At 69.7% G+C, this 24,715-nt stretch carries 22 protein-coding genes and 1 tRNA gene; 18 read left to right on the plus strand and 5 right to left on the minus strand.

Features of this window, described 5'->3' with window-relative positions; genetic code table 11:
• Nucleotides 1–31 precede the first annotated feature (31 nt).
• The 3 genes from H5368_RS00920 to cysS all read right to left on the minus strand — a co-directional run bounded on the left by H5368_RS00920 (nucleotide 32) and on the right by cysS (nucleotide 3,170).
• Nucleotides 32–1,246: an MFS transporter gene (locus H5368_RS00920; protein WP_255486419.1), complete on the minus strand. Its 1,215-nt coding sequence runs from the start codon at nucleotides 1,244–1,246 to the stop codon at nucleotides 32–34.
• Between the two features lie 68 nt (nucleotides 1,247–1,314).
• Nucleotides 1,315–1,755 carry a SufE family protein gene (locus tag H5368_RS00925; protein WP_182820539.1) on the minus strand — a complete coding sequence of 147 codons (441 nt, stop codon included), beginning with the start codon at nucleotides 1,753–1,755 and terminating at the stop codon, nucleotides 1,315–1,317.
• Nucleotides 1,752–3,170 carry a cysteine--tRNA ligase gene (gene cysS, locus H5368_RS00930; RefSeq protein WP_182820540.1) on the minus strand — a complete coding sequence of 473 codons (1,419 nt, stop codon included), beginning with the start codon at nucleotides 3,168–3,170 and terminating at the stop codon, nucleotides 1,752–1,754. Before cysS ends, H5368_RS00925 begins: the two co-directional genes overlap by 4 nt.
• Nucleotides 3,171–3,275: 105 nt before the next feature.
• Here cysS and H5368_RS00935 point away from each other — a divergent pair, with 105 nt between their 5' ends.
• The 8 genes from H5368_RS00935 (at nucleotide 3,276) to H5368_RS00970 (ending at nucleotide 12,077) form a co-directional block, all read left to right on the plus strand.
• Nucleotides 3,276–3,767 (plus strand): hypothetical protein, encoded by a 492-nt coding sequence (locus tag H5368_RS00935; RefSeq protein ID WP_182820541.1) that lies wholly within the window; start codon nucleotides 3,276–3,278, stop codon nucleotides 3,765–3,767.
• A gap of 235 nt (nucleotides 3,768–4,002) precedes the next feature.
• Nucleotides 4,003–5,049, plus strand: coding sequence for an N-acetylornithine carbamoyltransferase (locus tag H5368_RS00940; RefSeq protein ID WP_182820542.1), 1,047 nt, complete (start codon nucleotides 4,003–4,005; stop codon nucleotides 5,047–5,049).
• 69 nt (nucleotides 5,050–5,118) lie between these two features.
• Entirely contained in the window at nucleotides 5,119–6,327 is a 1,209-nt protein-coding gene (locus H5368_RS00945) for an argininosuccinate synthase (protein WP_182820543.1), read from the plus strand.
• A gap of 17 nt (nucleotides 6,328–6,344) precedes the next feature.
• Nucleotides 6,345–7,430, plus strand: a complete 1,086-nt coding sequence (locus tag H5368_RS00950; protein ID WP_182823638.1) for an acetylornithine deacetylase — start codon at nucleotides 6,345–6,347, stop codon at nucleotides 7,428–7,430.
• Nucleotides 7,427–8,800 (plus strand): acetylglutamate kinase, encoded by a 1,374-nt coding sequence (locus H5368_RS00955; protein ID WP_182820544.1) that lies wholly within the window; start codon nucleotides 7,427–7,429, stop codon nucleotides 8,798–8,800. The genes H5368_RS00950 and H5368_RS00955 overlap by 4 nt, the downstream gene beginning before the upstream one ends.
• A complete protein-coding gene (gene argC / locus H5368_RS00960) occupies nucleotides 8,793–9,740 on the plus strand; it encodes an N-acetyl-gamma-glutamyl-phosphate reductase (protein WP_182820545.1) in 948 nt (315 codons plus the stop codon). Before H5368_RS00955 ends, argC begins: the two co-directional genes overlap by 8 nt.
• A 16-nt stretch (nucleotides 9,741–9,756) precedes the next feature.
• Complete coding sequence (gene argH / locus H5368_RS00965) at nucleotides 9,757–11,046, plus strand: argininosuccinate lyase (RefSeq protein ID WP_182820546.1); 1,290 nt, start codon at nucleotides 9,757–9,759, stop codon at nucleotides 11,044–11,046.
• Nucleotides 11,047–11,048: 2 nt separating this feature from the next.
• Nucleotides 11,049–12,077, plus strand: a complete 1,029-nt coding sequence (locus tag H5368_RS00970) for a patatin-like phospholipase family protein (protein ID WP_182820547.1) — start codon at nucleotides 11,049–11,051, stop codon at nucleotides 12,075–12,077.
• Between the two features lie 38 nt (nucleotides 12,078–12,115).
• Here H5368_RS00970 and H5368_RS00975 read toward each other — a convergent pair whose 3' ends face one another.
• Both H5368_RS00975 and H5368_RS00980 read right to left on the minus strand, forming a co-directional pair.
• Nucleotides 12,116–13,393, minus strand: coding sequence for an MFS transporter (locus H5368_RS00975; RefSeq protein ID WP_182820548.1), 1,278 nt, complete (start codon nucleotides 13,391–13,393; stop codon nucleotides 12,116–12,118).
• An 85-nt stretch (nucleotides 13,394–13,478) separates the two neighbouring features.
• A tRNA-Pro gene (locus H5368_RS00980) sits at nucleotides 13,479–13,555 on the minus strand.
• A gap of 134 nt (nucleotides 13,556–13,689) precedes the next feature.
• Here H5368_RS00980 and hisS point away from each other — a divergent pair.
• The 10 genes from hisS to hisB all read left to right on the plus strand — a co-directional run bounded on the left by hisS (nucleotide 13,690) and on the right by hisB (nucleotide 24,713).
• Nucleotides 13,690–15,081 carry a histidine--tRNA ligase gene (hisS, locus tag H5368_RS00985; protein WP_182820549.1) on the plus strand — a complete coding sequence of 464 codons (1,392 nt, stop codon included), beginning with the start codon at nucleotides 13,690–13,692 and terminating at the stop codon, nucleotides 15,079–15,081.
• On the plus strand, nucleotides 15,071–16,978 hold the full coding sequence (locus H5368_RS00990; protein WP_182820550.1) for an aromatic amino acid lyase: 1,908 nt from the start codon (nucleotides 15,071–15,073) through the stop codon (nucleotides 16,976–16,978). The genes hisS and H5368_RS00990 overlap by 11 nt, the downstream gene beginning before the upstream one ends.
• Nucleotides 16,975–17,331: a hypothetical protein gene (locus H5368_RS00995; protein WP_182820551.1), complete on the plus strand. Its 357-nt coding sequence runs from the start codon at nucleotides 16,975–16,977 to the stop codon at nucleotides 17,329–17,331. Before H5368_RS00990 ends, H5368_RS00995 begins: the two co-directional genes overlap by 4 nt.
• Before the next feature lie 186 nt (nucleotides 17,332–17,517).
• The gene (locus H5368_RS01000; protein ID WP_182820552.1) at nucleotides 17,518–18,060 is read left to right on the plus strand and encodes a hypothetical protein; all 543 of its coding nucleotides are present in this window, start codon (nucleotides 17,518–17,520) and stop codon (nucleotides 18,058–18,060) included.
• A 53-nt stretch (nucleotides 18,061–18,113) separates the two neighbouring features.
• Nucleotides 18,114–19,907 (plus strand): XVIPCD domain-containing protein, encoded by a 1,794-nt coding sequence (locus tag H5368_RS13585; RefSeq protein WP_343203868.1) that lies wholly within the window; start codon nucleotides 18,114–18,116, stop codon nucleotides 19,905–19,907.
• 100 nt (nucleotides 19,908–20,007) lie between these two features.
• The gene (locus H5368_RS01010) at nucleotides 20,008–20,334 is read left to right on the plus strand and encodes a YerC/YecD family TrpR-related protein (protein WP_182820553.1); all 327 of its coding nucleotides are present in this window, start codon (nucleotides 20,008–20,010) and stop codon (nucleotides 20,332–20,334) included.
• An 11-nt stretch (nucleotides 20,335–20,345) separates the two neighbouring features.
• On the plus strand, nucleotides 20,346–21,260 hold the full coding sequence (gene hisG, locus H5368_RS01015; RefSeq protein WP_182820554.1) for an ATP phosphoribosyltransferase: 915 nt from the start codon (nucleotides 20,346–20,348) through the stop codon (nucleotides 21,258–21,260).
• Nucleotides 21,257–22,564, plus strand: coding sequence for a histidinol dehydrogenase (gene hisD, locus H5368_RS01020; RefSeq protein ID WP_182820555.1), 1,308 nt, complete (start codon nucleotides 21,257–21,259; stop codon nucleotides 22,562–22,564). Before hisG ends, hisD begins: the two co-directional genes overlap by 4 nt.
• Nucleotides 22,561–23,643: a histidinol-phosphate transaminase gene (gene hisC, locus H5368_RS01025; protein ID WP_182820556.1), complete on the plus strand. Its 1,083-nt coding sequence runs from the start codon at nucleotides 22,561–22,563 to the stop codon at nucleotides 23,641–23,643. Before hisD ends, hisC begins: the two co-directional genes overlap by 4 nt.
• Entirely contained in the window at nucleotides 23,640–24,713 is a 1,074-nt protein-coding gene (gene hisB, locus H5368_RS01030) for a bifunctional histidinol-phosphatase/imidazoleglycerol-phosphate dehydratase HisB (protein ID WP_182820557.1), read from the plus strand. Before hisC ends, hisB begins: the two co-directional genes overlap by 4 nt.
• The last annotated feature ends 2 nt before the right edge of the window (nucleotides 24,714–24,715 follow it).

Here is a 24,715-nt window from a genome sequence, read left to right on the forward strand (position 1 = left end):
ACGAGAAGAGCCCGGCGATGCCGCCGGAGTCCTACGGACCTGACGCCAGCTCGCGCAGGTCCAGTCTGCGCAGTTGCGGCGCGCGCCTGGCGGCGACCGCAGCCACGACCATGGTCACGCAGCCACCCAGCACCACTGCCGGCACCAGCCCGAGCAATCTCGCCATCGAGCCGGCGTAGAACGCACCGAGCTCGTTGGACGATCCCACGAACAGGCCGTTGATCGACGACACCCGCCCGCGCATCCGGTCGGGCGTCGCCAGCTGCAGGATGGTCGAGCGCAGCACCACCGACACGCCGTCGCACACGCCCGACATCAGCAGGAAGAACGCCGACAGCCAGAACGCGGTCGACAGCCCGAAGCCGATGATGCAGATGCCGAAGCCGGCCACCGCGAACAGCAGGGTGCGCCCGGCGTTGCGCGTCGGTGGACGTCGCGCCAGCCACACGCCCATCGCCACCGCGCCCAGCGCCGGCGCGCTGCGCAGGATCCCGAGGCCCTCGGGGCCGTAGTGCAGGATTTCCTTGATGAAGGCCGGTGCCAGGGAGATCGCCCCGCCAAACAGCACCGCGAACATGTCGAGCGCCAGCGCGGCCAGCAGGATCTGGTGCGAGAACACGAAGCGCGCCCCTTCGGCGATGCTGGCGAAGATCGGCGCGCCCTGCAGGGTGATCGCGGGCTCGGTCACCTTCAGGCGACCCACGGCCACCGCCGCCAGCAGGGCAAATCCTGCTGCGGTCGCATAGGCCGCGGACTTGCCGGCCAGGCCCACCACCAACCCGCCTGCCGCCGGCCCCAGCACCAGTGCCGACTGGAACACGATCGAGCCGACGCCTGCACCGCGAGCGAACTGCGCGCGCGGCAGCACGCGCGCGAACAGCGCGTTGTAGACCGGGCCAAGGAACGCACGCACCGCGCCGGTCAGCGCGACCGCGGCGTAGATCCAGCCGACGTGAACCTGGCCGGGCATGCCGGCGGCGATCAATGCCAGCGCGATCGGTGTCAGTGCCAAGCCGATGCACGCAAACATGCCAAGCCTGCGCCGCGGCAGGTGGTCCACCAGGTAGCCGGCGAACGGCGCCACGCAGAAGTACGGCACCAGCTCCGCCAGGCCGATCAGGCCGAGCATCCACGGGTCGCGGGTCAGCTCGTAGACATGCCAGCCCACCGTCACCGCGACCATCTGGTACGACAGGATGTTGCAGATCCGGTAGGCCATCAGCCCGCGGAAAGCACGGCTGCGCAGCGGTGCCGGGTGCTCCCGCGCAGCGCGGTCCGTGTCGCCGGGAGGCGTGGCCGCGGCGCCCGCCGTGGTCACGCCTGCGCGCGCTGCGCGGTGTCGCGGATCACGGCCAGCAGCGCGGCCAGTCCGTTGCTGCGGGTCGGCGACAGGTGCTTCGCCAGCCCGATATCGGCGATGTATCCCGGCTCGCTGGCCAGGATCTCGGCGGCGCTGCGGCCGGCGTAGACGCGCAGCGCCAGGAACACCAGGCCGGAGACGATGGCGGAGTCGCTGGCCGCGGCGAACTCAAGCCGCGTGGCGTCGCCGGACGGCACGATCCACACCATCGACTGGCAGCCGAGCAGGCGGTGCTGCTCGGTGCGCAGCGCGTCCGGGAACGGCGGCAGCTTGCGGCCGAGGTCGATCAGGTACTGGTAGCGCTCCGACCAGTCGCTGAAGAACGCGAACTCCTCGCGGATCGCGGCCTGCGCCTCGTCGGCGGTGGCTTCGAGCGGGAACACGGTGTCGTTCATGCGCGTTTCCAGCGTACGCCCTGCGGCGTGTCCTCGAGCAGCACGCCTTCGCCCGCCAACTGATCGCGGATGGCGTCCGCGCGCGTGAAGTCGCGGGCCTGCTTGGCGGCGCCGCGTTCCTCCACCAGCGCCTGGATGCGCGCGTCGTCGTCGCCCGAGGTGCCGCGCCCGAACCACGCCGCCGGTGACTGCTGCAGCAGCCCGAGCACGCGCGCGCCGGTGCGCAGGCTGGCGCCGAGCGTGGCCAGCGCCAGCAGGGGGCCGACACCCGATGTTTCGCCGTTGCCGATCGCGCTGCGCAGCACGCGCGCGTTGCCGGCGATCGCGGCGAGTTCGGCCAACGCCTGTGGTGTGTTGAGGTCGTCGTCGAGCGCGGCTTCGACGGCGTCGGGGATCGCGACGTCGGGGGCCGTACCTGCCGGCAGCAGCGCGTCGATGTCGCGCAGCGTGCCGTACAGCCGGTCCAGGGTGCGCACACTCTGTTCGACCAGCGCATCCGACCAGTCCAGGGGCTGCCGGTAGTGCGCCGACATCAGCGCATGGCGCAGCGCCTCGGGCGGGTGGGCGCGCACCAGGTCGTGGACCTTTTCGATGTTGCCCAGCGACTTCGACATCTTGGCGCCGCCGAAGTTGAGCATGCCGTTGTGCAGCCAGAACCGCGCGAAGGGCTTGCCGCCGTGCGCGCATTCGCTCTGCGCGATCTCGTTCTCGTGGTGCGGGAACTGCAGGTCGACGCCGCCGGCGTGGATGTCGATGGTCTCGCCGAGGTGGGCGGCCGCCATCGCCGAGCATTCGATGTGCCAGCCCGGGCGGCCATGGCCCCAGGGCGAGTCCCAGCCGGGCAGGTCGCCGGTGGAGGGTTTCCACAGCACGAAGTCGCCGGGATCGCGCTTGTACGGCGCGACCTCGACGCGGGCACCGGCCAGCATGTCCTCGAGCTCGCGGCGCGAAAGCTTGCCGTAGGCCTCGAAGCTTGCGACCGCGAACAGCACGTGGCCTTCGACGGCGTAGGCATTGCCGGCGGCAACCAGGCGCTCGACCATGGCGATGATCTGCGGGATGTGGCGCGTGGCCTCGGGCTCGATGTCGGGCGGCGCCACGCCCAGTGCCGCCATGTCCTCGCGGTAGGCGACGGCAAAGCGGTCGGTGATCGCCGAGATCGGCACGCCCTGTTCCGCGGCGGCGGCATTGATCTTGTCGTCGACGTCGGTGATGTTGCGGGCGTAGTCCAGCCGACCGAAACGGCGGCGCAGCAGCCGCGCCAGCACGTCGAACACCACCGGCCCACGCGCGTTGCCGATGTGCACATAGTTGTAGACCGTGGGCCCGCAGACGTACATCGTCGTGCGCGCAGGATCCTCGGGCTGGAAGTCCTCGACCCGCCGGGTCAGGCTGTTGAACAGTCGCAGGGTCATCGCTTCGGCCGCTGTGCAGGCCCCTGATTCTAGCGGTCGCGGCAGGGCCACGACAGCCACGATTCAGCCCTTCGGGCCTGCCAGCCCATACACTGCCGGGACACCATGCACCCCTTCTCGCCTGCCAAGCGGTGCCTGCCGCTGCTCGTCGCCGCCGCTCTAGCGGCCCCCGCGGCGTGGGCGCAGCACACGGTGATCCAGTCGGAGAACGTGCGCTACGAGTACGCCCAGGTGCTGCGCGCCGAGCCCGTCTACCAGACCCTGCGCGCCACCAGCATGGTGGAGCGCTGCGAGCAGTCCTCGATGGTGCAGGACGCCGCCGATGCCGAATCGCGCCGCGGCCTGGCGCGCGTGGTGGGCGCGGTCAAGGATGTGCTCAGTCCGGCGCGCACCGCCGAGGTCGAAGGCGGGGACGCCGACACGCCGGGCTGCCGCATGGTGCCCGTGGAGCGCGAGTTCCGCCGTCCGATCGCCTACGACGTCGATTACGTCCATCGCGGCAGCAAGTACCGCTCGCGGCTGCCGGCCGACCCCGGCAACCGGCTGCGGGTGCGGGTGTCGGTGACCCCGGTGACGCCGGCCGGCAACCAGGACTGAGGCCCCTCCCTTGCACCGCGGGCCACGGCCATGGGACCATTCCGGGTCATGCAGCACACCGCCGCCAACGCCGTCGCCATCCTGACCTCCGCCCGCATGGCGGCCGGGATGACCTCGCGCGCGCACCGACCGGACGCCCTCATTCGCGCGGGTTGAGACCGGATCGCCTGTATATCCGTTGTCCAGAGCCCGGCCCGAGCCGGGTTTTTTCGTTTCCAGCCCCATGGACCATGTCATGACCGCCCCGATCAATCCCGCTCCAATCAAGCCCGCTCCAATCAGGCATTTCCTCAACACCCAGGACTGGAGCCGCGCGGAGCTCGACGCCGTGCTCGCCGACGCCGAACGCATGAAGCGCGACCGCCTCGGCGACGCCTTCAAGGGCAAGTCGATCGCCCTGCTGTTCTTCAATCCCTCGCTGCGCACGCGCACCAGCTTCGAGCTCGGCGCGTTCCAGCTCGGCGGCCACGCGGTGGTCCTGCAGCCCGGCAAGGACGCCTGGCCGATCGAGTTCGACCTGGGCACGGTGATGGACGGCGAGGCCGAGGAGCACATCGCCGAGGTCGCACGCGTGCTCAGCCGCTACGTCGACATGATCGGCGTGCGTGCGTTCCCGAAGTTCGTCGACTGGTCGGTGGACCGCGAGGACCGCGTGCTGGCCGGCTTTGCGAAGTACGCCACGGTGCCCGTGATCAACATGGAAACCATCACCCATCCCTGCCAGGAGCTGGCGCATGCGCTGGCGCTGCAGGAGCACTTCGGCACGCGCGACCTGCGCGGCAAGAAGTACGTGCTCACCTGGACCTACCACCCCAAGCCGCTCAACACCGCCGTCGCCAACTCGGCGCTGACCATCGCCACCCGGCTGGGCATGGACGTGACGCTGCTGTGCCCCACGCCGGAGTACGTGCTGGACGAGCGCTACATGGGCTGGGCGGCCGACAACATCGCCGGGAGCGGCGGCTCGCTCACCGTCAGCCACGACATCGACAGCGCCTATGCCGGCGCCGACGTGGTGTACGCCAAGAGTTGGGGCGCGCTGCCGTACTTCGGCAACTGGGCGCCGGAGAAGCCGATCCGCGACCAGTACCGCCACTTCATGGTCGACGAGGCCAAGATGGCGCGCACCAACGATGCCGTCTTCAGCCACTGCCTGCCGCTGCGGCGCAACATCAAGGCCAGCGATGCGGTGATGGATTCGCCGCGCTGCATCGCCGTCGACGAGGCCGGCAACCGCCTGCACGTGCAGAAGGCGGTGATGGCGGCACTGGCCAGGCAGTAATCCGGCAGCGCGCGCCCGCGCGCACCCTGCGGCACCGACTCCCCCCCACGTCCAGATCGAGCGGCATCCATGAACACCCCCGAGACATCCAGAGACATCGTCCTCGCCTTTTCCGGCGGCCTCGACACCAGCTTCTGCGTGCCGTGGCTCAAGGAGCAGGGCTGGACCGTGCACACCGTGTTCGCCGACACCGGCGGCGTCGACGCCGACGAGCGTGCGTTCATCGAAAAGCGCGCCGCCGAGCTGGGTGTGGCGAGCCATCAGACCATCGACGGCGGCCCGGCGATCTGGGACGGCTTCGTGAAGCCGTTCGTGTGGGCCGGCGAGTGCTATCAGGGCCAGTACCCGCTGCTGGTCTCCGACCGCTACCTGATCGTCGACGCCACCCTGGCGCGCGCGCGCGACCTCGGCACCAACGCCATCGCGCACGGCTGCACCGGGATGGGCAACGACCAGGTACGTTTCGACCTGGCGGTGAAGGCCTCGGGCGATTTCCGCATCGTGGCGCCGATCCGCGAGATCCAGAAGGAACACACGCAGACGCGTGCCTACGAGCAGGAGTACCTGGCCGAGCGCGGCTTCGGCGTGCGCGCCAAGCAGCGCGCCTACACGATCAACGAGAACCTGCTCGGGCTGACCATGTCCGGCGGCGAGATCGACCGCTGGGAAGCCCCGGGCGAGGGCGCACGCGGCTGGTGCGCGCCGCGCGCGGCGTGGCCGGAACAGCCGCTGAGCCTGGCGCTGCGTTTCGTCAACGGCGAAGCCGTGGCCATGGACGGCGAGGAGATGCGCGGCGAAACGCTGCTGGCGCGCCTCAACACCATGTTCGCGCCGTATGGCGTCGGCCGCGGCATGTACACCGGCGACACCACCATCGGCCTCAAGGGCCGCATCGTGTACGAGGCGCCGGGCCTGACCGCGCTGCTGGTCGCGCACCGCGCGCTGGAGGAGGCGGTGCTCACCAAGCAGCAGAACCGCTTCAAGCCCGACGTCGCGCGCAAGTGGGTGGAACTGGTGTACGAAGGCTTCTTCCATGACCCGCTGAAGACCGACCTCGAAGCGTTCCTGGCCTCGTCGCAGGCGACCGTCAATGGCGAGGTGGTGCTTGAAACGCGCGGTGGCCGCGTCGACGCGGTCGCGGTGCGCTCGCCGCACATCCTCAACGCCAGCGGCGCGACCTATGCGCAGTCGGCCGACTGGGGCGTCGAGGAGGCCGAGGGCTTCATCAAGCTGTTCGGCATGAGCTCCACGCTGTGGGCGGAGGTCAACCGCAAGTGAGCCAGGCCGGCGACCCGCTGCTGGATGCCGTGCTGCGCCACCTGCGCGCGCTGGTGGCGTTCGACACCCGCAACCCGCCGCGCGCGATCGACAGCGGCGGGATCTTCGACTACATCCGCGCCCAGCTGCCGGATTTCGAGGTGACGGTCAGCGACCACGGCGCCGGCGCGGTGTCGCTGTTCGCGCGCCGCGGCCGGCCGGCGCTGCTGTTCAACGTGCATCTGGACACCGTGCCCGATTCGCCGGCATGGACCGCCGACCCGCACGTGCTGCGCGTCGAGGACGGGCGCGCGATCGGCCTCGGCGCCTGCGACATCAAGGGTGCGGCCGCGGCGCTGATCGCCGCGGCGCAGGCCAGCGACGGCGATGCGGCGTTCCTGTTTTCCAGCGACGAGGAAGCCAACGACCCGCGCTGCATCGCCGCGTTCCTGGCGTCCGCGCACGGCTTCGACGACGTGCTGGTGGCCGAGCCGACCGGCTGCGAGGCGGTGCTCGCCCACCGCGGCATCGCCGCCGTGCAGCTGCGCTTCCACGGCGAAGCCGGCCACGCCTCGGGCGCGCAGGCGCTCTCGGCGAGCGCCGTGCACAAGGCCATGCGCTGGGGTGTTGAAGCGCTGGCGCTCGCCGAAGGCGAGGCGCACCAGCGTTTCGGCGGCCTGACCGGCCTGCGCTTCAACATCGGCCGCGTCGAGGGCGGCATCAAGGCCAACGTGATCGCGCCCGCGGCCGAGGTGCGCTTCGGCTTCCGGCCACTGCCGTCGCAGGACATGGACTCGCTGCACGCGCGTTTCGCCGCACTCGCCGCCGAAGGCAGCGAGTACCTCGCCACGTTCTTCGGGCCGTCGCTGCCCGCCGGTGACGTGTCCGCCGCCGAGGAGCGCCGCCTGGCCGCGCGCGACCTCGCCGACGGGCTTGGCCTGCCGATCGGCAACGCCGTGGATTTCTGGACCGAGGCCTCGCTGTTCTCGGCCGCCGGCCTCAACGCCATCGTCTTCGGGCCCGGGCACATCGCCCAGGCGCATACCGCCGACGAATGGGTTTCGCTCGACCAGCTCGCACGCTACGCCGGCGCCGTGCACGCCATCCTCTCGAAGGCCACATGAACGCAACGCCCGCCATGCAGAACGTCCACCGCCAGACCCGGCAGACCATCGTCCGCCTGCTGTCCGGCATGGGCAGCGCCAAGGAAATCAGCCAGTACCTGAAGCGCTTCTCGCAGCTCGATGCCGCGCGCTTCGCGGTGGTGAAGGTGGGCGGCGCGGTGCTGCGCGACCAGCTCGACGAGCTGGTGTCGTCGCTGGCGTTCCTGCAGCAGGTCGGCCTGACGCCGATCGTGCTGCACGGGGCCGGGCCGCAGCTCGACGAGGCCATGCGCGAGGCGGGCATCGACAAGCGCGTGGTCGACAACCTGCGCTATACCGATGCCGAAGGGCTGGCCATCGTGCGCCGCGTGATGCGCGAGGAGAACCTGCGCCTGGTGGAGGCGCTGCAGGCCGAGGGCGTGCGTGCCACGTCGATCCAGTCCGGCGTGTTCGAGTGCGCGTTCCTCGACCGCGAGCGCTACGGGCTGGTCGGCAAGGTGGCGCGCGTCGACACCGATGGCGTGGCGGCGGCCATCAAGGCCGGCTCGATTCCGGTGATCGCCTCGCTCGGCGAGACCGCGCAAGGCCAGATCGTCAACGTCAATGCCGACTGGGCCGCGAATGAACTGATCAAGACGCTGCAGCCGTACAAGATCGTGTTCCTCACCGGCACCGGTGGCCTGCTCGGCGCCGATGGCGAGGTGATCGACTCGATCAACCTCAGCACCGAATACGACGAGTTGCTGGCCCAGCCCTGGCTGCACTCCGGCATGCGGGTGAAGATCGAGCAGATCCACGACCTGCTGATGGCGCTGCCGCATTCGTCGTCGGTGTCGATCACCCGACCCGGCGAGCTCGCCAAGGAACTGTTCACCCACAAGGGCTCCGGCACCCTGGTGCGGCGCGGCGAGCGCGTGCTGCGCGCGGAGCGCTGGGACCAGCTGGACCTGCCGCGGCTGCGCACGCTGATCGAGTCGGCGTTCGCACGTACGCTGGCCGTTGACTACTTCGATCGCACGCCGCTGCTGCGCGCCTACGTCAGCGAGCACTACCGCACCGCGGTGATCCTCACCGAAGTGGATGGCGTGCCGTACCTCGACAAGTTCGCGGTGCTCGACGACGCGCAGGGCGAAGGCCTCGGGCGCGCGGTGTGGCAGGTGATGCGCGAGGAAACCCCGCGCCTGTTCTGGCGCTCGCGCCACGACAACGCCGTCAACATCTTCTACTACGCCGAGTCCGACGGCTGCTACAAGCAGGCGAAGTGGAAAGTGTTCTGGTACGGCCTGCAGGCGTTCCCCGACATCGAGCGCGCGGTGGCGCATTGCGCGGTGCGCCAGCCGACGCTGCTTGATCCTGCGCCGGGTGCGGCAGCGGCGGTGCGGCATGGTTAAGTCGGTCGGCATCGTTGGCGCGCGCGGCCACACCGGCGCCGAGCTGATCCGCCTGCTCGCCGCGCACCCGGGTTTCGAGCTCGCGTTCGTGTCCTCGCGCGAACTCGACGGCCAGCCGGTGTCGGCGCACGTACCCGAGTATCGCGGCGAACTGCGCTACGCCAACATCGCGCACGAATCGCTTGGCGGATACGCCGTGGACGCCTGCGTGCTGGCGCTGCCCAACGGCAAGTCGGATGCCTGCGTCGCCGGCCTGGCCGGGCAGGGTGCCGACCCGGTGATCGTGGACCTGTCGGCCGACCATCGCTTCGACGACGCCTGGTATTACGGGCTGCCGGAACTGACCCGGAGCACGTATGCCGGGCAGCGGCGCATCGCCAACCCGGGCTGCTACGCCAGCGCCATGCAGTTCGCCATCGCGCCGATGCTCGACCAGCTCGAAGGTCCCGTGCAGTGTTTCGGCGTGTCCGGATTCTCCGGCGCCGGCACCTCGCCGTCCGACCGCAACGATCCCGGCAAGCTGCGCGACAACCTGATGCCCTACGCGCTGGTGGATCACCTGCACGAGCGCGAGGTCACCCGCCAGCTTGGCGCGCCGGTCGAGTTCATGCCGCACGTGGCGCCGCACTTCCGCGGCATCACGCTCACCGCCAACCTGCACCTGCGCGCACCGGTGACGCTGGACGCAGTGCGCGCGCGCTACCACGCCCGCTATGCCGGCGAGCCGCTGCTGCGGGTGGTGGATGACGCGCCGTGGGTGAGCGCGATCGCCGGCCGCCACGGCGTGGAGGTCGGCGGCTTCACGCTGTCGGCCGACGGCCGCCGCCTGGTGGTGGTGGCCACGCTCGACAACCTGCTCAAAGGCGCCGCCACGCAGGCGCTGCAGAACCTCAACCTCGCCTTCGGCTATCCCGAGACGCAAGGCATTCCGCTCGACTGATCCCGCTGGAACCGACATGTCCGACCTTCTGTGGCAAAAGCCCGGCGTCAGCGTCGACACCGCGATCCAGGCCTTTTTGGCCGGCGACGACGTGGTGCTGGACCGCGAGTTCTTCCTGAACGACATCGAGGCCAGCCGCGCGCACGCGCAGGGCCTGGCGCGCATCGCCATCCTGGCCAATGACGAATTGGCCGGCATCGAGCGCGAACTGGATGCGCTGGCAGGCGATTTCAGCGCCGGCCGCTTCGTGCTCGACGACCGCTACGAGGACGGCCACTCGGCGATCGAGGCGCGCCTCACCGAGCGCCTTGGCGACGCCGGTCGCCGCATCCACACCGGGCGCAGCCGCAATGACCAGGTGCTGGTGGCGACGCGGCTGTGGCTGAAGGCGCAGCTGGCGCGCACGCAGGCGCTGTGCGTGGAGGTCGCGGGCATCGCGCTCGACCGCGCCGCGGCAGAGCGCGACGTGCCGCTGCCCGGCTACACGCACCTGCAGCGCGCCGTGGTGTCGTCGCTGGGCATGTGGTGGTCGGCGTGGGCGGAGGCGTTCATCGACAACGCGGCGCGCGCGCGCGACACCCTGGCGTGGATCGACGCCAATCCGCTCGGCAGCGCCGCCGGCTACGGCGTGAACCTCCCGCTCGACCGCGGGCACACCACCGCGGCGCTCGGCTTCGGGCGCATGCAGGTGGCGGCGACCTACGCGCAGCTGTCGCGCGGCAAGTTCGAAATGGCGGCGCTGGAAGCGCTGTCGAGCGCCATGCTCGACCTGCGCCGCCTGGCCTGGGACCTGAGCCTGTTCACGGCGGCCGAATCCGGCTTCGTGCGGCTTCCGGCGCAGTACACCACCGGCAGCTCGATCATGCCCAACAAGCGCAATCCGGACGTCATCGAGCTGATGCGCGCGACCTACGCCAGCGTGGCCGCGGCGCGCTGCGAGATCGAGCAGCTGCTTTCGCTGCCGTCCGGCTACCACCGCGACCTGCAGCTGTCGAAGGGCGCGCTGTTCCATGGCTTCGGCAAGGGCCTGCAGGCGTTGGCGCTGCTGCCGGACCTGCTGCGCAACCTCGACTGGAACACCGACCGCATGCGCGCCGCGCTGGAGCCGTCGATGTACGCCACCGACCTCGCCGTCGACATGGCGCGCGCGGGCGTGCCGTTCCGCGATGCCTATCGAGCGGCCGCGGATCCGGCGCGTTGGGCCGAAGGCGATCCGGCTGCCAGCCTGGCCGCGCGGGTATCGCCGGGGGCCGCGGGTGACCTGTGCCTGGAGGAATTGCGCGCGCGGTTGCAAGCACTCCAATGAGCATGGCCCCGCGGAAGCGGCGCACGCGCGCGACGGCGCGCCCGCTCAGCCTGGCCCTGCAGGGTGGCGGCGCCCATGGCGCGTTCACCTGGGGCGTACTTGATGCCCTGCTCGAGGACGGCCGCTTCGACCTGTGCGGCGCCAGCGGCACCAGCGCCGGCGCCATGAACGCGGTCGTGCTTGCGCATGGCCTGCTGGAAGGTGGCCGTGATGGCGCGCGTGACGCGCTGTCTCGCTTCTGGAGCGCGGTGGGCGGCAATGCGTCGCTGCTGCACGTCGGCGCCGGTGCAAGCGATGGCCGGCCCTCGCCGATGGCTTCGCTGATGCTGCAGTGGAGTGGTTTCCTCGCACCTGCGCAGTTCAATCCCATGGGCTACGACCCGCTGCGCGACATCGTCGAGGCACAGGTCGATTTTGAACGCTTGCGCGCAGAGCCGGGCTTCGACCTGTTCATTGCCGCGACCCACGCCAATACCGGCCGCCTGCGGCTGTTCCGCACCGCCGAAATCAGCGCCGATGCGGTGCTCGCCTCGGCCTGCCTGCCGGCGCTGTACCAGGCCGTGGAGATCGACGGTGAGCCGTACTGGGACGGTGCCTTCGCCGCCAACCCGCCGGTCTTGCCGCTGCTCGCCGAGTGCAGGGTGGACGACGTGCTGATGGTGCTGCTCAACCCCGCGACCCACGGCGCCACGCCGCGCACCGCGTCCGACATCCGCGACCGCTCGCAGGTGCTGGCGTTCAACGCCGCGTTCCTGGCCGAGATGCGCAGCCTGGTGCGCATGCGCGAGTTCATGCGCCGCTCGATCGTGCCGTGGCTGGTGAAGGAGCATCCGGTCCGCCGCAAGCGCCTGCACCTCATTGCCGACGATGCGCTGATGGCCCGGCTCGACAACGATTCCAGGTCGACCACCAGCCTGCCGTTCCTTGAAACCCTGCGCGACCACGGCCGCAGTTGCGCACAGGCGTGGCTTGCCGGCGACGCGATTTCGGTTGGCAAGCGTTCGACGGTGGATGTCGCCGGCTTCCGGTAAGCGTCGGCACCTGGCGTATGCCGGGTGGTTCGGCAGCGTCAGGCAGTGGTGGCACGCTGCCAGGCATCCTCAAGATAGCGGGGCTTGCAGGCCTGCCAGGCACCCAGCAGCATCACCACGGCACTTGCGGCGAGCATGGCGAAGGGCCAGGCCCAGCTGCCGGTGGCCTCATGCAGCAGCCCGAACAGCAGCGGGCCCAGGCAGGCCAGCGTGTAACCCATGCCTTGGGTGAAGCCGGACAGCGCGGCGGATCCGGCCGGCGTGCGCGTCCGCTTGTTGAGCAGAGTCAGCGCCAGCGGGAAGGTGCAGCCGCCGAGGCCAAGCAGGGACACCCAGATGAGCGGGACGGCCATCGGAGCAAGCAGCAGGCCCACGTAAGCCACCACCTGGCAGGCGGCGCAGGCGAGGACGATCGGGAAGGGGTTGCGCATGCGCACCGCGATCGCCGGCATCACCAGCGCGCCAAACAGGCCCAGGCCTGCGAACAGGGCGACCATCGCGCCGCCGAAGGCCGGGCTGGCGCCGGCGTCGGTCAGCAGCTTGGGCAGCCAGGTGAACAGGGCGTAGGTCATCAGCGAGGTCATGCCGAACATCAGCGCCATGCCCCAGCCGATCGCGGTGCGCCAGGTGCGCACGCGCGGGGGCGGGGCGGCGAGTTCGGGGGCGCCGTCGCCGGGCAGCACGGCGCGGTCGTGGACGCGTGCCAGCGCGGAATCGGCGCGGCGCTCGATCCACAGCACGCCCAGCCAGGGCAGCATCGCCGCCACCGCGACCAGGGCCCATGCACCCAGGGAAATGCGCCAGCCCACCGCGGCGGCCACCGGGACGGCCAGCAGCGCCGGTAGGATCGTGCCCATCTGCAGCACCGCGATGTACAGCGTGCTGACCACGCCGATGCGCGTGGCGAAGTAGCGCTTGACCAGTGGCGGCAGCACCACGTTGCCAATGCCGGCGCCGGCCAGGGCCACCACCGAGCCGGCGATCAGCACCGGAGTACCGGGCGCGAATGAGCGCAGCACGAGCCCGGCCGCGGCCAGCGCCATGGCCAGCAATACCGTGCGCTCCAGGCCCGCGCGATGCGCGATGGCCGGGGTAGCCACCCCGAACACCGCGAAGGCGGCGCTCGGCAGCATGCCCAGCACGCCCGCCATGGTGGCGCCGAAGGCGAACTCGCGGCCCAGGACGTCCAGCAGCGGCGTGATGGAGGTGACGGCGGTGCGCAGGTTGAACGCGGACAGCACGATCCCGGCGAGCACCAGCGCCGCGCCCGCGCCGAGGGCGGGTGTGGACGATGCCCGGGCCGCTGCTGTACGCATGGGGGAGGGAACTCCAGGAGGCCGCGCGCGGCGCGGAAACGAAAAGACCGGCCGATGGGGCCGGTCTTCGCTTGCTATCACCGAGTGGTCGGGGAGACAGGATTCGAACCTGCGACTTCTACGTCCCGAACGTAGCGCTCTACCAGGCTGAGCTACACCCCGAGTCGGTGAGCCGCGCATTTTAGGAGTCGCGGACGCGAAGGGCAAGCCCCTTCTCGTCGGCCGTGCCGGGGATGCGCCCGCAGTCGCTAGAATGCGGGGCTCACCGGTCCACCTTGTCCCCGGAGTTTCCCGCCTTGATCAAGCCACGCACGCCCCCGGGCGTCATGGAGCTGCTGCCCCGCGACCAGATCGCCTTCCAGCGCATGCTCGACACCATACGCGGCACCTTCGAGCGCTTCGGCTTCCTGCCGGTGGAAACCCCGGTGTTCGAGCTGTCCGAGGTCCTGCTGACCAAGACCGGCGGCGAGACCGAGCGCCAGGTGTATTTCGTGCAGTCCACCGGTGCGCTGGGCAAGGCGGCCGAGGCCGGCGGTGCCGAGGGCGTGCCGGAGATGGCGCTGCGCTTCGACCTGACCGTGCCGCTGGCCCGCTACGTGGCCGAACACGAACACGACCTCGCGTTCCCGTTCCGCCGCTACCAGATGCAGCGCGTGTACCGCGGCGAGCGCGCCCAGCGCGGCCGTTTCCGCGAGTTCTACCAGTGCGACATCGACGTGATCGGCAAGGACACGCTGTCGCCGCGCTTCGACGCCGAGATCCCGGCGGTGATCCATGCGGTGTTCGAAGCGCTGGGCATCGGCGCGTTCACCATCCAGCTCAACCATCGCAAGCTGCTGCGCGGCTACTTCGAGGGCCTGGGCATCGAAGGCGACCGCCAGGCGGCGGTGCTGCGCGAGATCGACAAGCTCGACAAGCGTGGCGAAGACGCAGTGCGTGCGACGCTCGAAGGCGAGGGCTTTGGAATTGCCGCGGACGTCGTGGAACGGCTGATGGCGTTCTCGCGCGTGCGCTCCACGGGCCACGACGACGCGCTGGCGCGGCTCGATGCGCTCGGTGCCGGCACCACGCTGTTCGAGGAAGGCCGCGACGAGCTGCGTGCGCTGCTCGGCACGCTGAAGGCAATGGGTGTGCCCGAGGCGCGTTACGCGATCAACCTGTCGATCGCGCGCGGCCTGGATTACTACACCGGAATGGTCTACGAGACCGTGCTCGACGAAAACCCGGGTATCGGCTCGATCTGCTCGGGCGGACGCTACGAAGATCTCGCCGGCCACTACACCAAGTCGAAGCTGCCCGGCGTCGGCATCTCGATCGGATTGACGCGGCTGTTCTGGCAGCTGCGCGAGGCAGGGCTGGTCACCACGGCGGAGAGTTCGGTGGATGCGCTGGTCACGCTGTTCGACGACACGGGACTGGAACATGCACTGGCGTTGTCGCAGCGCCTGCGCGCGGCCGGCCTGAACGTCGAAACGCAGCTGGAGCCGCGCAAGCTCGCCAAGCAGATGCAGTACGCCGACCGCGCCGGCATCCGCTTCGTGGTGATCCGCGGCGACAACGAGGCCGAGCGCGGCGTGGTGGCGGTCAAGGACCTCCGCCGTGGCGAACAGTTCGAGGTCGCGGAAGCCGAGCTGGCGCGGACGCTGCTGGTGGAGCGCGAACAATGGAAGGTGCAGCGTGGGCAGTGACGTGATCCGCCTGGATGGGCTGTCGCTGACGCGCGCCCAGCTGGTGGCGGTGGCGCGTGGCGCCAGCGTCGCGCTGGATGAGTCCGCATTGACCGCCGTCGCCCGTGCCGCCGATTTCCTCGCCGAGCAGGTACGCCGCGAGGAGCCGATCTATGGCGTGTCGACCGGCTTCGGCAGCAACGCCGACAAGCTGCTCGGTGCGCATCCGCTGCGCGACGAGCTGCCGGGCGCCAGGCCATCCGGCCGCTCGCTGCACGAGGAGCTGCAGCACAACCTGATCATCACCCACGCGGTGAACGTCGGTGAGCCGCTGGCCGCCGACGTGGTGCGCGCGATGCTGTGCATCCGCATCAACACCCTGCTGCGCGGGCACTCCGGCATCCGCGTCGGCACGCTGCAGGCCATGGCCGCGATGCTCAACGCCGGCATCGTGCCGGTGGTGCCGGCCCTTGGCTCGGTGGGTGCCTCGGGAGACCTGTCGCCGCTGTCGCACCTGGCGATCGTGCTGCTTGGCGGTGGCGAGGCCTTCGTCGAAGGCGAGCGCATGGCCGGCGCCGAGGCGCTGCGCCGCGCCGGCCTGGCGCCGCTGCAGCTGTCGTACAAGGAAGGCCTGGCGCTCAACAACGGCACCGCGCAGATGCTGGCGATGGGCGTGCTGGCGGTGGCGCAGCTCGAAGACCTGCTCGACACCGCGGACCTCGCCGCAGCGATGACCATCGATGCCTTCGCCGGGCGTCTGGGCGCGTTCGCCGAGGACGTGCATGCGCTTCGCCCGCACCCGGGCCAGGTGGCGGCCGCCGCGCAGCTGCGCGCGCTGCTTGAAGGCTCCACGCTGGCCGACATCCCGTACCACCTCGTGCCGCGTTTCCGGCAGTGGCTGCCGTCGAGTTGGGACGATGCCGAGGCGCAGGCGCTCAATTTCGACATCGGATGGGACTGGGTGCCGCTGGGCCAGCGGCATGGCCGCGAAAAGTTCTACGACCGCTTCCGCCCGTTCCGCGGCGGCAAGAAGCACCAGCCGCAGGACAGCTATTCGCTACGCTGCGTTCCACAGGTGCACGGCGCGGTGCGCGATGCGGTTGCACAGGCCGCACGCGTGCTCGAGGTCGAGCTCAATTCGGTCACCGACAACCCGCTGGTGTTCCCGGACAAGGTCGCCGAGCACGTCGAGGAGCAGGTCATCTCCGCCGGGCACTTCCACGGCATGCCGCTCGCGCTGGCGATGAGCTACGTCAAGGCCGCGATCCCGGTGCTGGCCTCGATCTCCGAGCGCCGCCTCAACAAGCTGGTCGACCCGGCCACCAATGACGGCCTGCCGGCGTTCCTGATCGGCAACGAGGACGGCACCGAATCCGGCTTCATGATCGTGCAGTACACCGCCGCCGCGATCGTCAACGACCTTGCCAGCCGCGCCATGCCGACCAGCGTGTATTCCATCCCGACCTCGGCCAACGCCGAGGACCACGTGTCGATGGGCGCCAACGAGGCCCGCCACGTGCTGGCCATGGCCGCCGACCTCGGCAAGGTGCTCGCGCTCGAGCTGTACACCGCAGCGCAGGCGTTGGACCTGCGGCGCGACATGATCAATGCCGCCCGTGACCTGGCGCGGCGCGTCGACGCATCGGCGTTTGCCGCGAAGGTGCAGGCCGGCGCATTGCCGGATGCCGCGGCGCGGGCGAAGTTCATCGCCGAGGTCGACGGCCTGCGCGGCGAGCTCGCGGCCGCGGAGGCGTTCCACCCCGGCAAGTCCGTGGCGGCGGCGCATGCCGTGATCCGCGCGCGCATCCCGTTCCTCCACCGCGACCGCGCGCTGGATGGCGAAGTCGCCGCCGCAGTGAAACTGGTGGAAGAGGGCGCGCTGTTGGGCGCCATCCCGCGCACCGGCGCCAGGGCTTGAACCTGCCGCTGCACTTCGGCTGGATCGGCGCGTTCGAAGCGGGACTGATCGCACTGCTGGTCGGGGTGCTGGCCTACGCGCTCTTCCACGCCATCGGCGTGCGCCAGCGCTGGACGCCCGGCCACGCCATCGGCTGGGCCTGCCTGTCGGCGGTGGTCATCGGCGCCGGCATCGACATCTGGCACCTGTTCTACCTGGGCGTGGTCAAGCTGGAGTCGCCGGTGTATGCGCGCATCGCACTCGCCAGGATCCACGACCCCAACGGCCTCGGCACCCGCGTGCTGATGGAGATGGTGGGGGCGCTCTGTGGCGTGGCGCTGGCCTGGATCGTGGCCGAGCGGCGCGGCAGGTAGCCAAACGTGGCGCCCGAGACCGTCCCGCCGCAGGCCGTGTAGGGGATTTCCCGAACTGCGGAACAGCCCACGTCCCGCGCCCCGGATGGCGCTAGACTCGGCGCGTGCAAGGAAGCACGCCATGGCACCCGACTCCGCCGCAATGGCGCGAGGGTGGGCCTATTAATACCGGCACAAGGAAGGAACATGAAGCATTTCCTCGCAGTCGCCTTTCTCTCGCTGCTTGCGATACCGGCGCGGAGTCAGGATCCTCCCAAGCTTCAGCTTACGTGTGATGCATCTGCATCACTTCTGGATCTCCGGGTCAATGTGCCTGCAATCGCCCCCAGGCAAAATGTCGAGAGTGAAGAAATCGATATCTCCTCATTGGTCGTGTTCGAACCCGGGGATGGGCATCAAAACGTTCGCCGGACAGGCACGCGAACGGAAAGCAGGATCTGTGGAAGCCTGCTTGTCCGGATCAGTGCGGGTTACTACAACGCCAACCCGCAGGGCGAGCGTGGCGCTGCAGACGACTACCCCTTGATTGAGGTTGAGAGCGGCGGAAGACTTCTGCTGGGTCCTGTTGCGCTCGGGGTCTGCGAAGCCGGTAGCGCCCGCCAGGATGCCTTCGCGAAGTGCCCAGAAGAGTGGGCGACGGAGGTGCGCATCCGTGCGAGGTCAGAAGGCGGCCACGACGTGGAATTGCAGCACGTCTATGGCGAGCGCAGATTCATGCCGCCCAACTAGTAAGGTCTTGTAGGTGTTGACAACCCAGGACAGGGCGGGGGGCAAGGATTGCCGTGGAATACATAGAAATCACGCAAGCAGAGTACAAGAGGCTCGCAGCGAATCTGATCATGCATACCGAGGCGTTCGAGGCGCGTGCGTATGATCTTCGAGATGGCGCTGCAACCATCGGGTTCGGCTATACGTTCAACAGAGCCAACAACGTTGAGCTTTGGGAACGAGCGAACATCCAGCTGGACGAAACGCAACGTCGGCATCTGGAGCGGATTGATGCCGCCACGACCAACGCAGAGCGAACCAGGTTGGGCCTCCGGTTTGCTCGCGCACTAACGCGCGAAGAAGCCCGCGATCTCCTGGAGCTGGCATCGATCCCGGAGTACGAAGATCCGGCGAACAGCCTAGGCATGCCGTATTCAAAGGAAAGAGCCGTTCTGGTATCTGTCACCTATAACCGCGGACAACATGCCGTCAGGACCCGAATGGAAGGGTTTGCTGAGGCGATTCGTGAGGGAGATCGCGCTGAGGCCTGGTACCAGCTCCGCTACAACAGCTGGGGGTCGAACCCGGGCGCAGAACGTGGCTTGCGCAAGCGACGAGGCATGGAAGCGGCGATCTTTGGACTGTACGACGACCCCGCGAATATCAGTCCCGAAGAGGCGCTCAGCGTCTATGGCATGTTCCAGCTGCACCGCGACAGCATCAGGGCGCTGGAGTCGGCGTGGGGTGTCAGCTTCGAAGGTGTGCCAAGCAGGCTCGACGTAATCGGTCTGGCGAATAGAGACTACAGGGAACTGCTTCTCGAGTCTGGCCCGGTGCCGACAATCAATGCTGCGCTGGAGCCGGCCAAGCGCGCCTTGCTGCATGGGTTGCGCGGCGAGTTCCCAGAAGTTGCTGACCGTCTTGACGCCGGGATCCTGGATGCCACTGCAATTCATGTAGATCCTGGTCGCCAACTTCGTCTCGGAGATCGGCTTACCGTGGCGCAGAGAAATTCGACATCAGAACGCGTCGACACCGATCGCGCCCATGCCCTCGATGGCACAGTGGCGCGCGCCGGTGTGGAGGTCGGTAGGAACGACTTGCTGCTCGGCATGGGGGGTGACGACACTTTGGTCGGCGGCCGCGGCCATGACATTCTGATCGGCGGGGCGGACCAGGATCAGTTGCTGGGGGGGATTGGTTTCGATACCTATCTGGTTGATAGCGGCGACGTGGTCAGGGACGAAGATGGGCTTGGTCAAGTTCATTGGGATGGCAAGACGCTGGGCGGTGGTGCGCAAGCGCCGGCAGACCCTGAGGGTATCTACCGGAGCAGCGACGGCTGTCATACCTACCAGCTCGATGGCACTGATCTACTCGTGACGCTGCAGGGTGGCGCGGCGATTCGTGTAGCAGGTTTCGACAACGGGGATCTCGGGATCAGTCTGGATCCCGGTCACGGGCAGGATGTCGCAGACCTCGTCATGTATCACGAGGTTGACGAGCAGTTGTCGGCAGCGAATGCTGAGCGCGAAATTGCAGAGCCGGCCTCCGAGCTCGAGCAAGTCACCGCCGACGTGTTGCGCGACCTCCGTTGCGCCGGCATGACCGGGGTGAACCATGTCCGGGCCAGTGTCGGGTGCTCCGCCGGCAAATCCAATCCCGAAGCCAGGCTCGTCGCCTGGCAGGGAGACCCTCGCGATCCCGCTACGCGCTGGAGCGTGACGTCGGTGCAGGATGTCGCTGGCGTCGATGTGGACGAGGTCCTCCGACAGTGCAATCGCTCTGTGGACAGGCCGGGGCAATCGCCGGAGCTTGCTTCCCTTCAACAAGTGGCACCCCGGCACGCTGGGCCCGGAGCCCCCTAGGCAGCCCTCCGGTCGCTCCCCGCAATAGCCAATGAACGAGCGGGCTTGCGCCGCCTCGAGCGCTGTGCATAATGTACTAACGCATTAACACGCTGGAACAATGAAGCAACGCCCGCTCACACTGTCGAGGAAGGACGCCGATGCCGGATTCCAGGCACTGGCGGAGGCGCTCGCCGCGCTCGACAACCCGTCGGACGTGGCGGCGTTCCTGCGCGACCTGTGCACTCCGGCCGAGCTGGAGGCCATGTCCGATCGCTGGCGCGTGGTGCCGCTGCTGCTTGAAGGCGTGCCGTATCGCGAGATCCACGAACGCACCATGGTCAGCGTGACCACCGTCGGGCGCGTCGCCCGCACGCTGGAGCAGGGCGAAGGCGGCTATGCCGCGGCCGTGCGTCGCCAGTTTCCCCGCCTCGCCGAATCCCACTGAAGGCCCCCGCCATGAGTCCTCCCGTCGCCGCGCCGCGCCGCGATCGATTGCGCATCGCCATCCAGAAATCCGGTCGCCTCGGCGAGCCGGCGCGCGCGCTGCTCGCGTCCTGCGGGCTGTCGTGGCGCGAGAGCCGCGACCGCCTGTTCTGCTACGGCGAGTCGCTGCCGGTGGACCTGCTGCTGGTGCGTGACGACGACATTCCCGGTCTGCTCGCCGACGGCGTCTGCGACTACGGCATCGTCGGGCGCAACGTGCTGGACGAATACTCGGCCGAGCGCGCGGCGCGGGGCGGCGCTGCGGCGGCGCGCGAGCTGCGGGCGCTGGGCTTCGGTGGCTGCCGGCTCGATATCGCGCTGCCGGAAGGCCAGGCATGGGACGGGCCTGCGCAGCTCGAAGGTGCGCGCATCGCCACCAGTTACCCGGCGTTGCTGCGCCAGTGGCTGCAGGCGAATGGTGTGTCCGCTTCGGTGGTCACGCTGTCGGGGTCGGTCGAGATCGCGCCGCGGCTGGGGCAGGCGGATGCGATCTGTGACCTGGTGTCCAGCGGCGCGACGCTGTCGGCAAACCAGCTGGTGCCGGTGGCGACGTTGCTGCGCAGCGAGGCGGTGCTTGCCGGGCCGCCGCAACCGTTCACCGACGCCCGCGCCGACCTCGCGCAGTTGCTGCTGCGCAGGCTGGATGGCGTGCTGAAGATCCGCGACAGCCGGCTGTTGCTGTTCCAGGCGCCGCGCAGTGCGATGCCGGGGCTGATGAAGCTGCTGCCGGACGCCGAGCCGCCGACGGTGCTGCAGGTCGATGGCGCCGACAGCCTGTCGCTGCAGGCGCTGTGCCATGGCGCGATGACCTGGCAGCGGCTGGAAGACCTGAAATCCGCCGGCGCCAGCGGCCTGATGGTGCTGCCGGTCGAGAGGACGCTGGCATGAGGCGACTGCGCTGGTCCACGCTGGATGCCGATGCGCGCAGCACAGCGCTGCGCCGGCCCACGCAGGCAACGTCGGACGCGACCGCGCGCTCAGTCGCGGCCATCATCGAGCAGGTGCGGCTGCGTGCCGACGCGGCCCTGACGGAGTACGCACGCCAGTTCGACGGTGTCGATCTGGAGGCGTTGGCGGTGGGCGACGACGAGTTCCTCGCCGCGCAGGCGCATGTCTCCGATGCCCTTCGCGGTGCGATGACCGCGGCAAAGGCACGCATCGAAACCTTCCACCGCGCCGGCATGCAGGGCGACTACGCCGTGGAGACCGCGCCGGGCGTCACCTGCGAGCGCGTCGTGCGGCCGATCCGCCGCGTCGGCCTGTACGTGCCCGCCGGCAGCGCGCCACTGCCGTCCACCGCGCTGATGCTCGGCGTGCCCGCAAGCCTCGCCGGTTGCGCGGACATCGTGCTGTGCACCCCGCCACGCGCCGACGGCAGCGCCGATCCGGCGGTGCTGGTGGCGGCCGCTCTGTGTGGCATCACCCGGGTCTTCAAGATCGGCGGCGCGCAGGCGATCGCGGCGATGGCCTGCGGCACGGCGAGCGTGCCGTCGTGCGACAAGGTGTTCGGGCCGGGCAACGCCTACGTCACCGAGGCCAAGCGCCAGGTGGCGCAGGCCGGCCTGGCGGCGATCGACATGCCCGCGGGGCCGTCGGAGGTGCTGGTGATCGCGGATGCCGGTGCCGATGCCGCGTGGGTCGCGGCCGACCTGTTGTCGCAGGCGGAGCACGGGCCGGATTCGCAGGTGCTGCTGCTGTCGGACAGCGAGGCGTTGCTCGAGCGCGTGGGTGTCGAACTCGAGGCGCAGTTGGCCGCGTTGCCGCGTGCGGCGATCGCGCGCGAGGCGCTGTCGGCGTCGCGACTGGTGCTGGTGGACACGCTCGACGAGGCGTTCGCGATCAGCAACGACTACGCGCCGGAGCACCTGATCCTGGCGTTGCGCGCGCCGCGCGACTGGCTCGATCGGGTCGCGGCCGCAGGCTCGGTGTTCCTGGGTGACCACACCCCCGAAGCGCTCGGCGACTACTGCAGCGGTACCAACCACGTGCTGCCGACCGGCGGCGCGGCGGCGGCCTGGAGCGGGGTGAGCGTGGCCAGCTTCCAGAACTTCGTGAGCGTGCAGTCTGCGACCGCCGCGGGCATCGCCGCGATCGGTCCGGACGCGGTCGTGCTGGCGGAAGCCGAAGGCCTCGAGGCGCACGCCAACGCGGTGCGTCTGCGGCTGCAGGCGCCACGGCAGGCATGCGCATGAGCGCGGCCATCGACCTGCTGCGCCCGGACCTGCGCGGATTCGCGGGCTATCGCTCCGCGCGCGGTGAAGTGGCGCGCGGCGATGTCTGGCTCAATGCCAATGAAAGCGCGTGGCCGAACCCCGGCGATGCCGGCGGCGGCACCAACCGCTACCCGGAGCCGCAGCCCGCCACACTGCGCGCCGCGCTGGCTTCGCTGTACGGCTGCGAGCCCGACCAGTTGCTGGTCGGCCGCGGCAGCGACGAGGCGATCGACCTGCTGGTGCGCGCGCTGTGCCGCGCCGGCATCGACGCGGTGCTGGCCACGCCGCCGGTGTTCGGCATGTATGCGGTCAGCGCGCGGCTGCAGGGAGCGCCGTTGATCGAGGTGCCGCTGCGCGACGCCGATGCCGGATTCGAGCTGGATGCCGATGCCCTGGTCGCCGCGGCCGTGCAGGGCAACGCGCGGATCGTGTTCCTGTGCTCGCCATCCAACCCGACGGGCGGCGCGATCCCGCTCGCGCTCGTTGCCGACATCGCGGCGCGGCTCGCCGGCCGCGCGCTGGTGGTGGTCGACGAGGCCTACGCGGAGTTCGACACCCAGGCGTCGGCGACCACGCTGCTGGCCAGCTGCGCCAACCTGGCCGTGCTGCGCACGCTGTCCAAGGCGCATGCGCTTGCGGCGGCGCGGATCGGCTGCGTGATCGCGGATGCCGACCTCATCGCCGCGCTGCGCGCCTGCCAGGCACCCTATCCGGTGCCGGCACCGTGTGCGGCGCTGGCCCTGGCGGCGCTGGCGCCGGACGCGCTGGCCACCACCCGCGCACGCGTGGACCTGGTGGTCGCCGAGCGCGAACGCATGCGCCTTGCGCTGGCCGGCCTGCCCGGCGTGCGCCGGGTGTATCCGTCGGCCGGCAACTTCCTGCTGCTGCGCTTCGCCGATGCCGGCGCCGCGCTCGCCGCGCTGCAGGCGGCCGGCGTGGTGGTGCGCGACCAGCGCGCTGTCGCCGGCCTTGACGATGCGCTGCGCATCACCATCGGCACGGCGGCCGAGAACGACCGCGTATTGGCCGCGCTGGGCGCGGCGGGGAGCACACCATGACTCCGATCCTGTTCGTCGACCGCGACGGCACGCTCATCGAGGAGCCCGACGACCTGCAGATCGACGGCCTGCACAAGCTGCGCTTCTGCCGCGACGTGGTGCCGGCCCTGCTGCGCCTGCGCGATGCCGGCTACCAGTTCGTCATCGTCAGCAACCAGGATGGGCTGGGCACCGACGCCTTCCCGCAGGAGCACTTCGACGCGCCGCAGGCGGTGATGATGCAGGTGTTCGAGAGCCAGGGCATCGTCTTCCGCGACGTGCTCATCGACAGCAGCATGCCGGCCGACAACGCGCCCACGCGCAAGCCGGGCCTTGGCATGGTGATGCCTTACCTCAAGGACCGCGGCATCGACTGGGCGCGTTCGGCGGTGGTCGGCGACCGCGAGACGGACATGCAGTTCGCGGCAAACCTCGGCATCCGCGGCTTCCACCTGCGCACGGCGAGGTTTGGTGGCGAATGGGACTGGCCGGCGATCGCGCACGCGCTGGTCGATGCCCCGCGCCGCGCCAGCGTGGTGCGCGAAACGCGCGAGACCCGCATTCGCGTGGACATCGACCTGGACAGCGTGGCGGAGCCCGCCATCGCCACCGGCCTGGCGTTCTTCGACCACATGCTGGAGCAGATCGGCAAGCACGGCGGCATCGCGCTGCGGGTGCAGGCCGAAGGCGACCTGCACATCGACGAACACCACACCGTCGAGGACACCGGGCTGGCGCTGGGCCAGGCGCTGCGCGAGGCGCTGGGCGACAAGCGTGGCATCGGCCGCTACGGTTTCACGCTGCCGATGGACGAGACCCTGGCCAGCGCGGCGCTGGACTTGGGCGGGCGGCCGTACCTGGTGTTCGACGGCGTATTCCGGCGCGAGCGCGTCGGCGACCTGCCGACCGAACTGGTGGCGCACTTCTTCCGCTCGCTGTGCGATGCCTGCGGCTTGAACCTGCACCTGCAGGTCATGGGCGACAACGACCACCATAAGGTCGAAGCCTGCTTCAAGGCCTTCGCGCGGGCGCTGCGGCAGGCGGTCGCGCGCAGCGGCCAGGTGCTGCCCAGTACCAAGGGCACGCTGTAGCC

The organism is Luteimonas sp. MC1782 (assembly GCF_014164605.1).
Classification (GTDB): domain Bacteria; phylum Pseudomonadota; class Gammaproteobacteria; order Xanthomonadales; family Xanthomonadaceae; genus Luteimonas.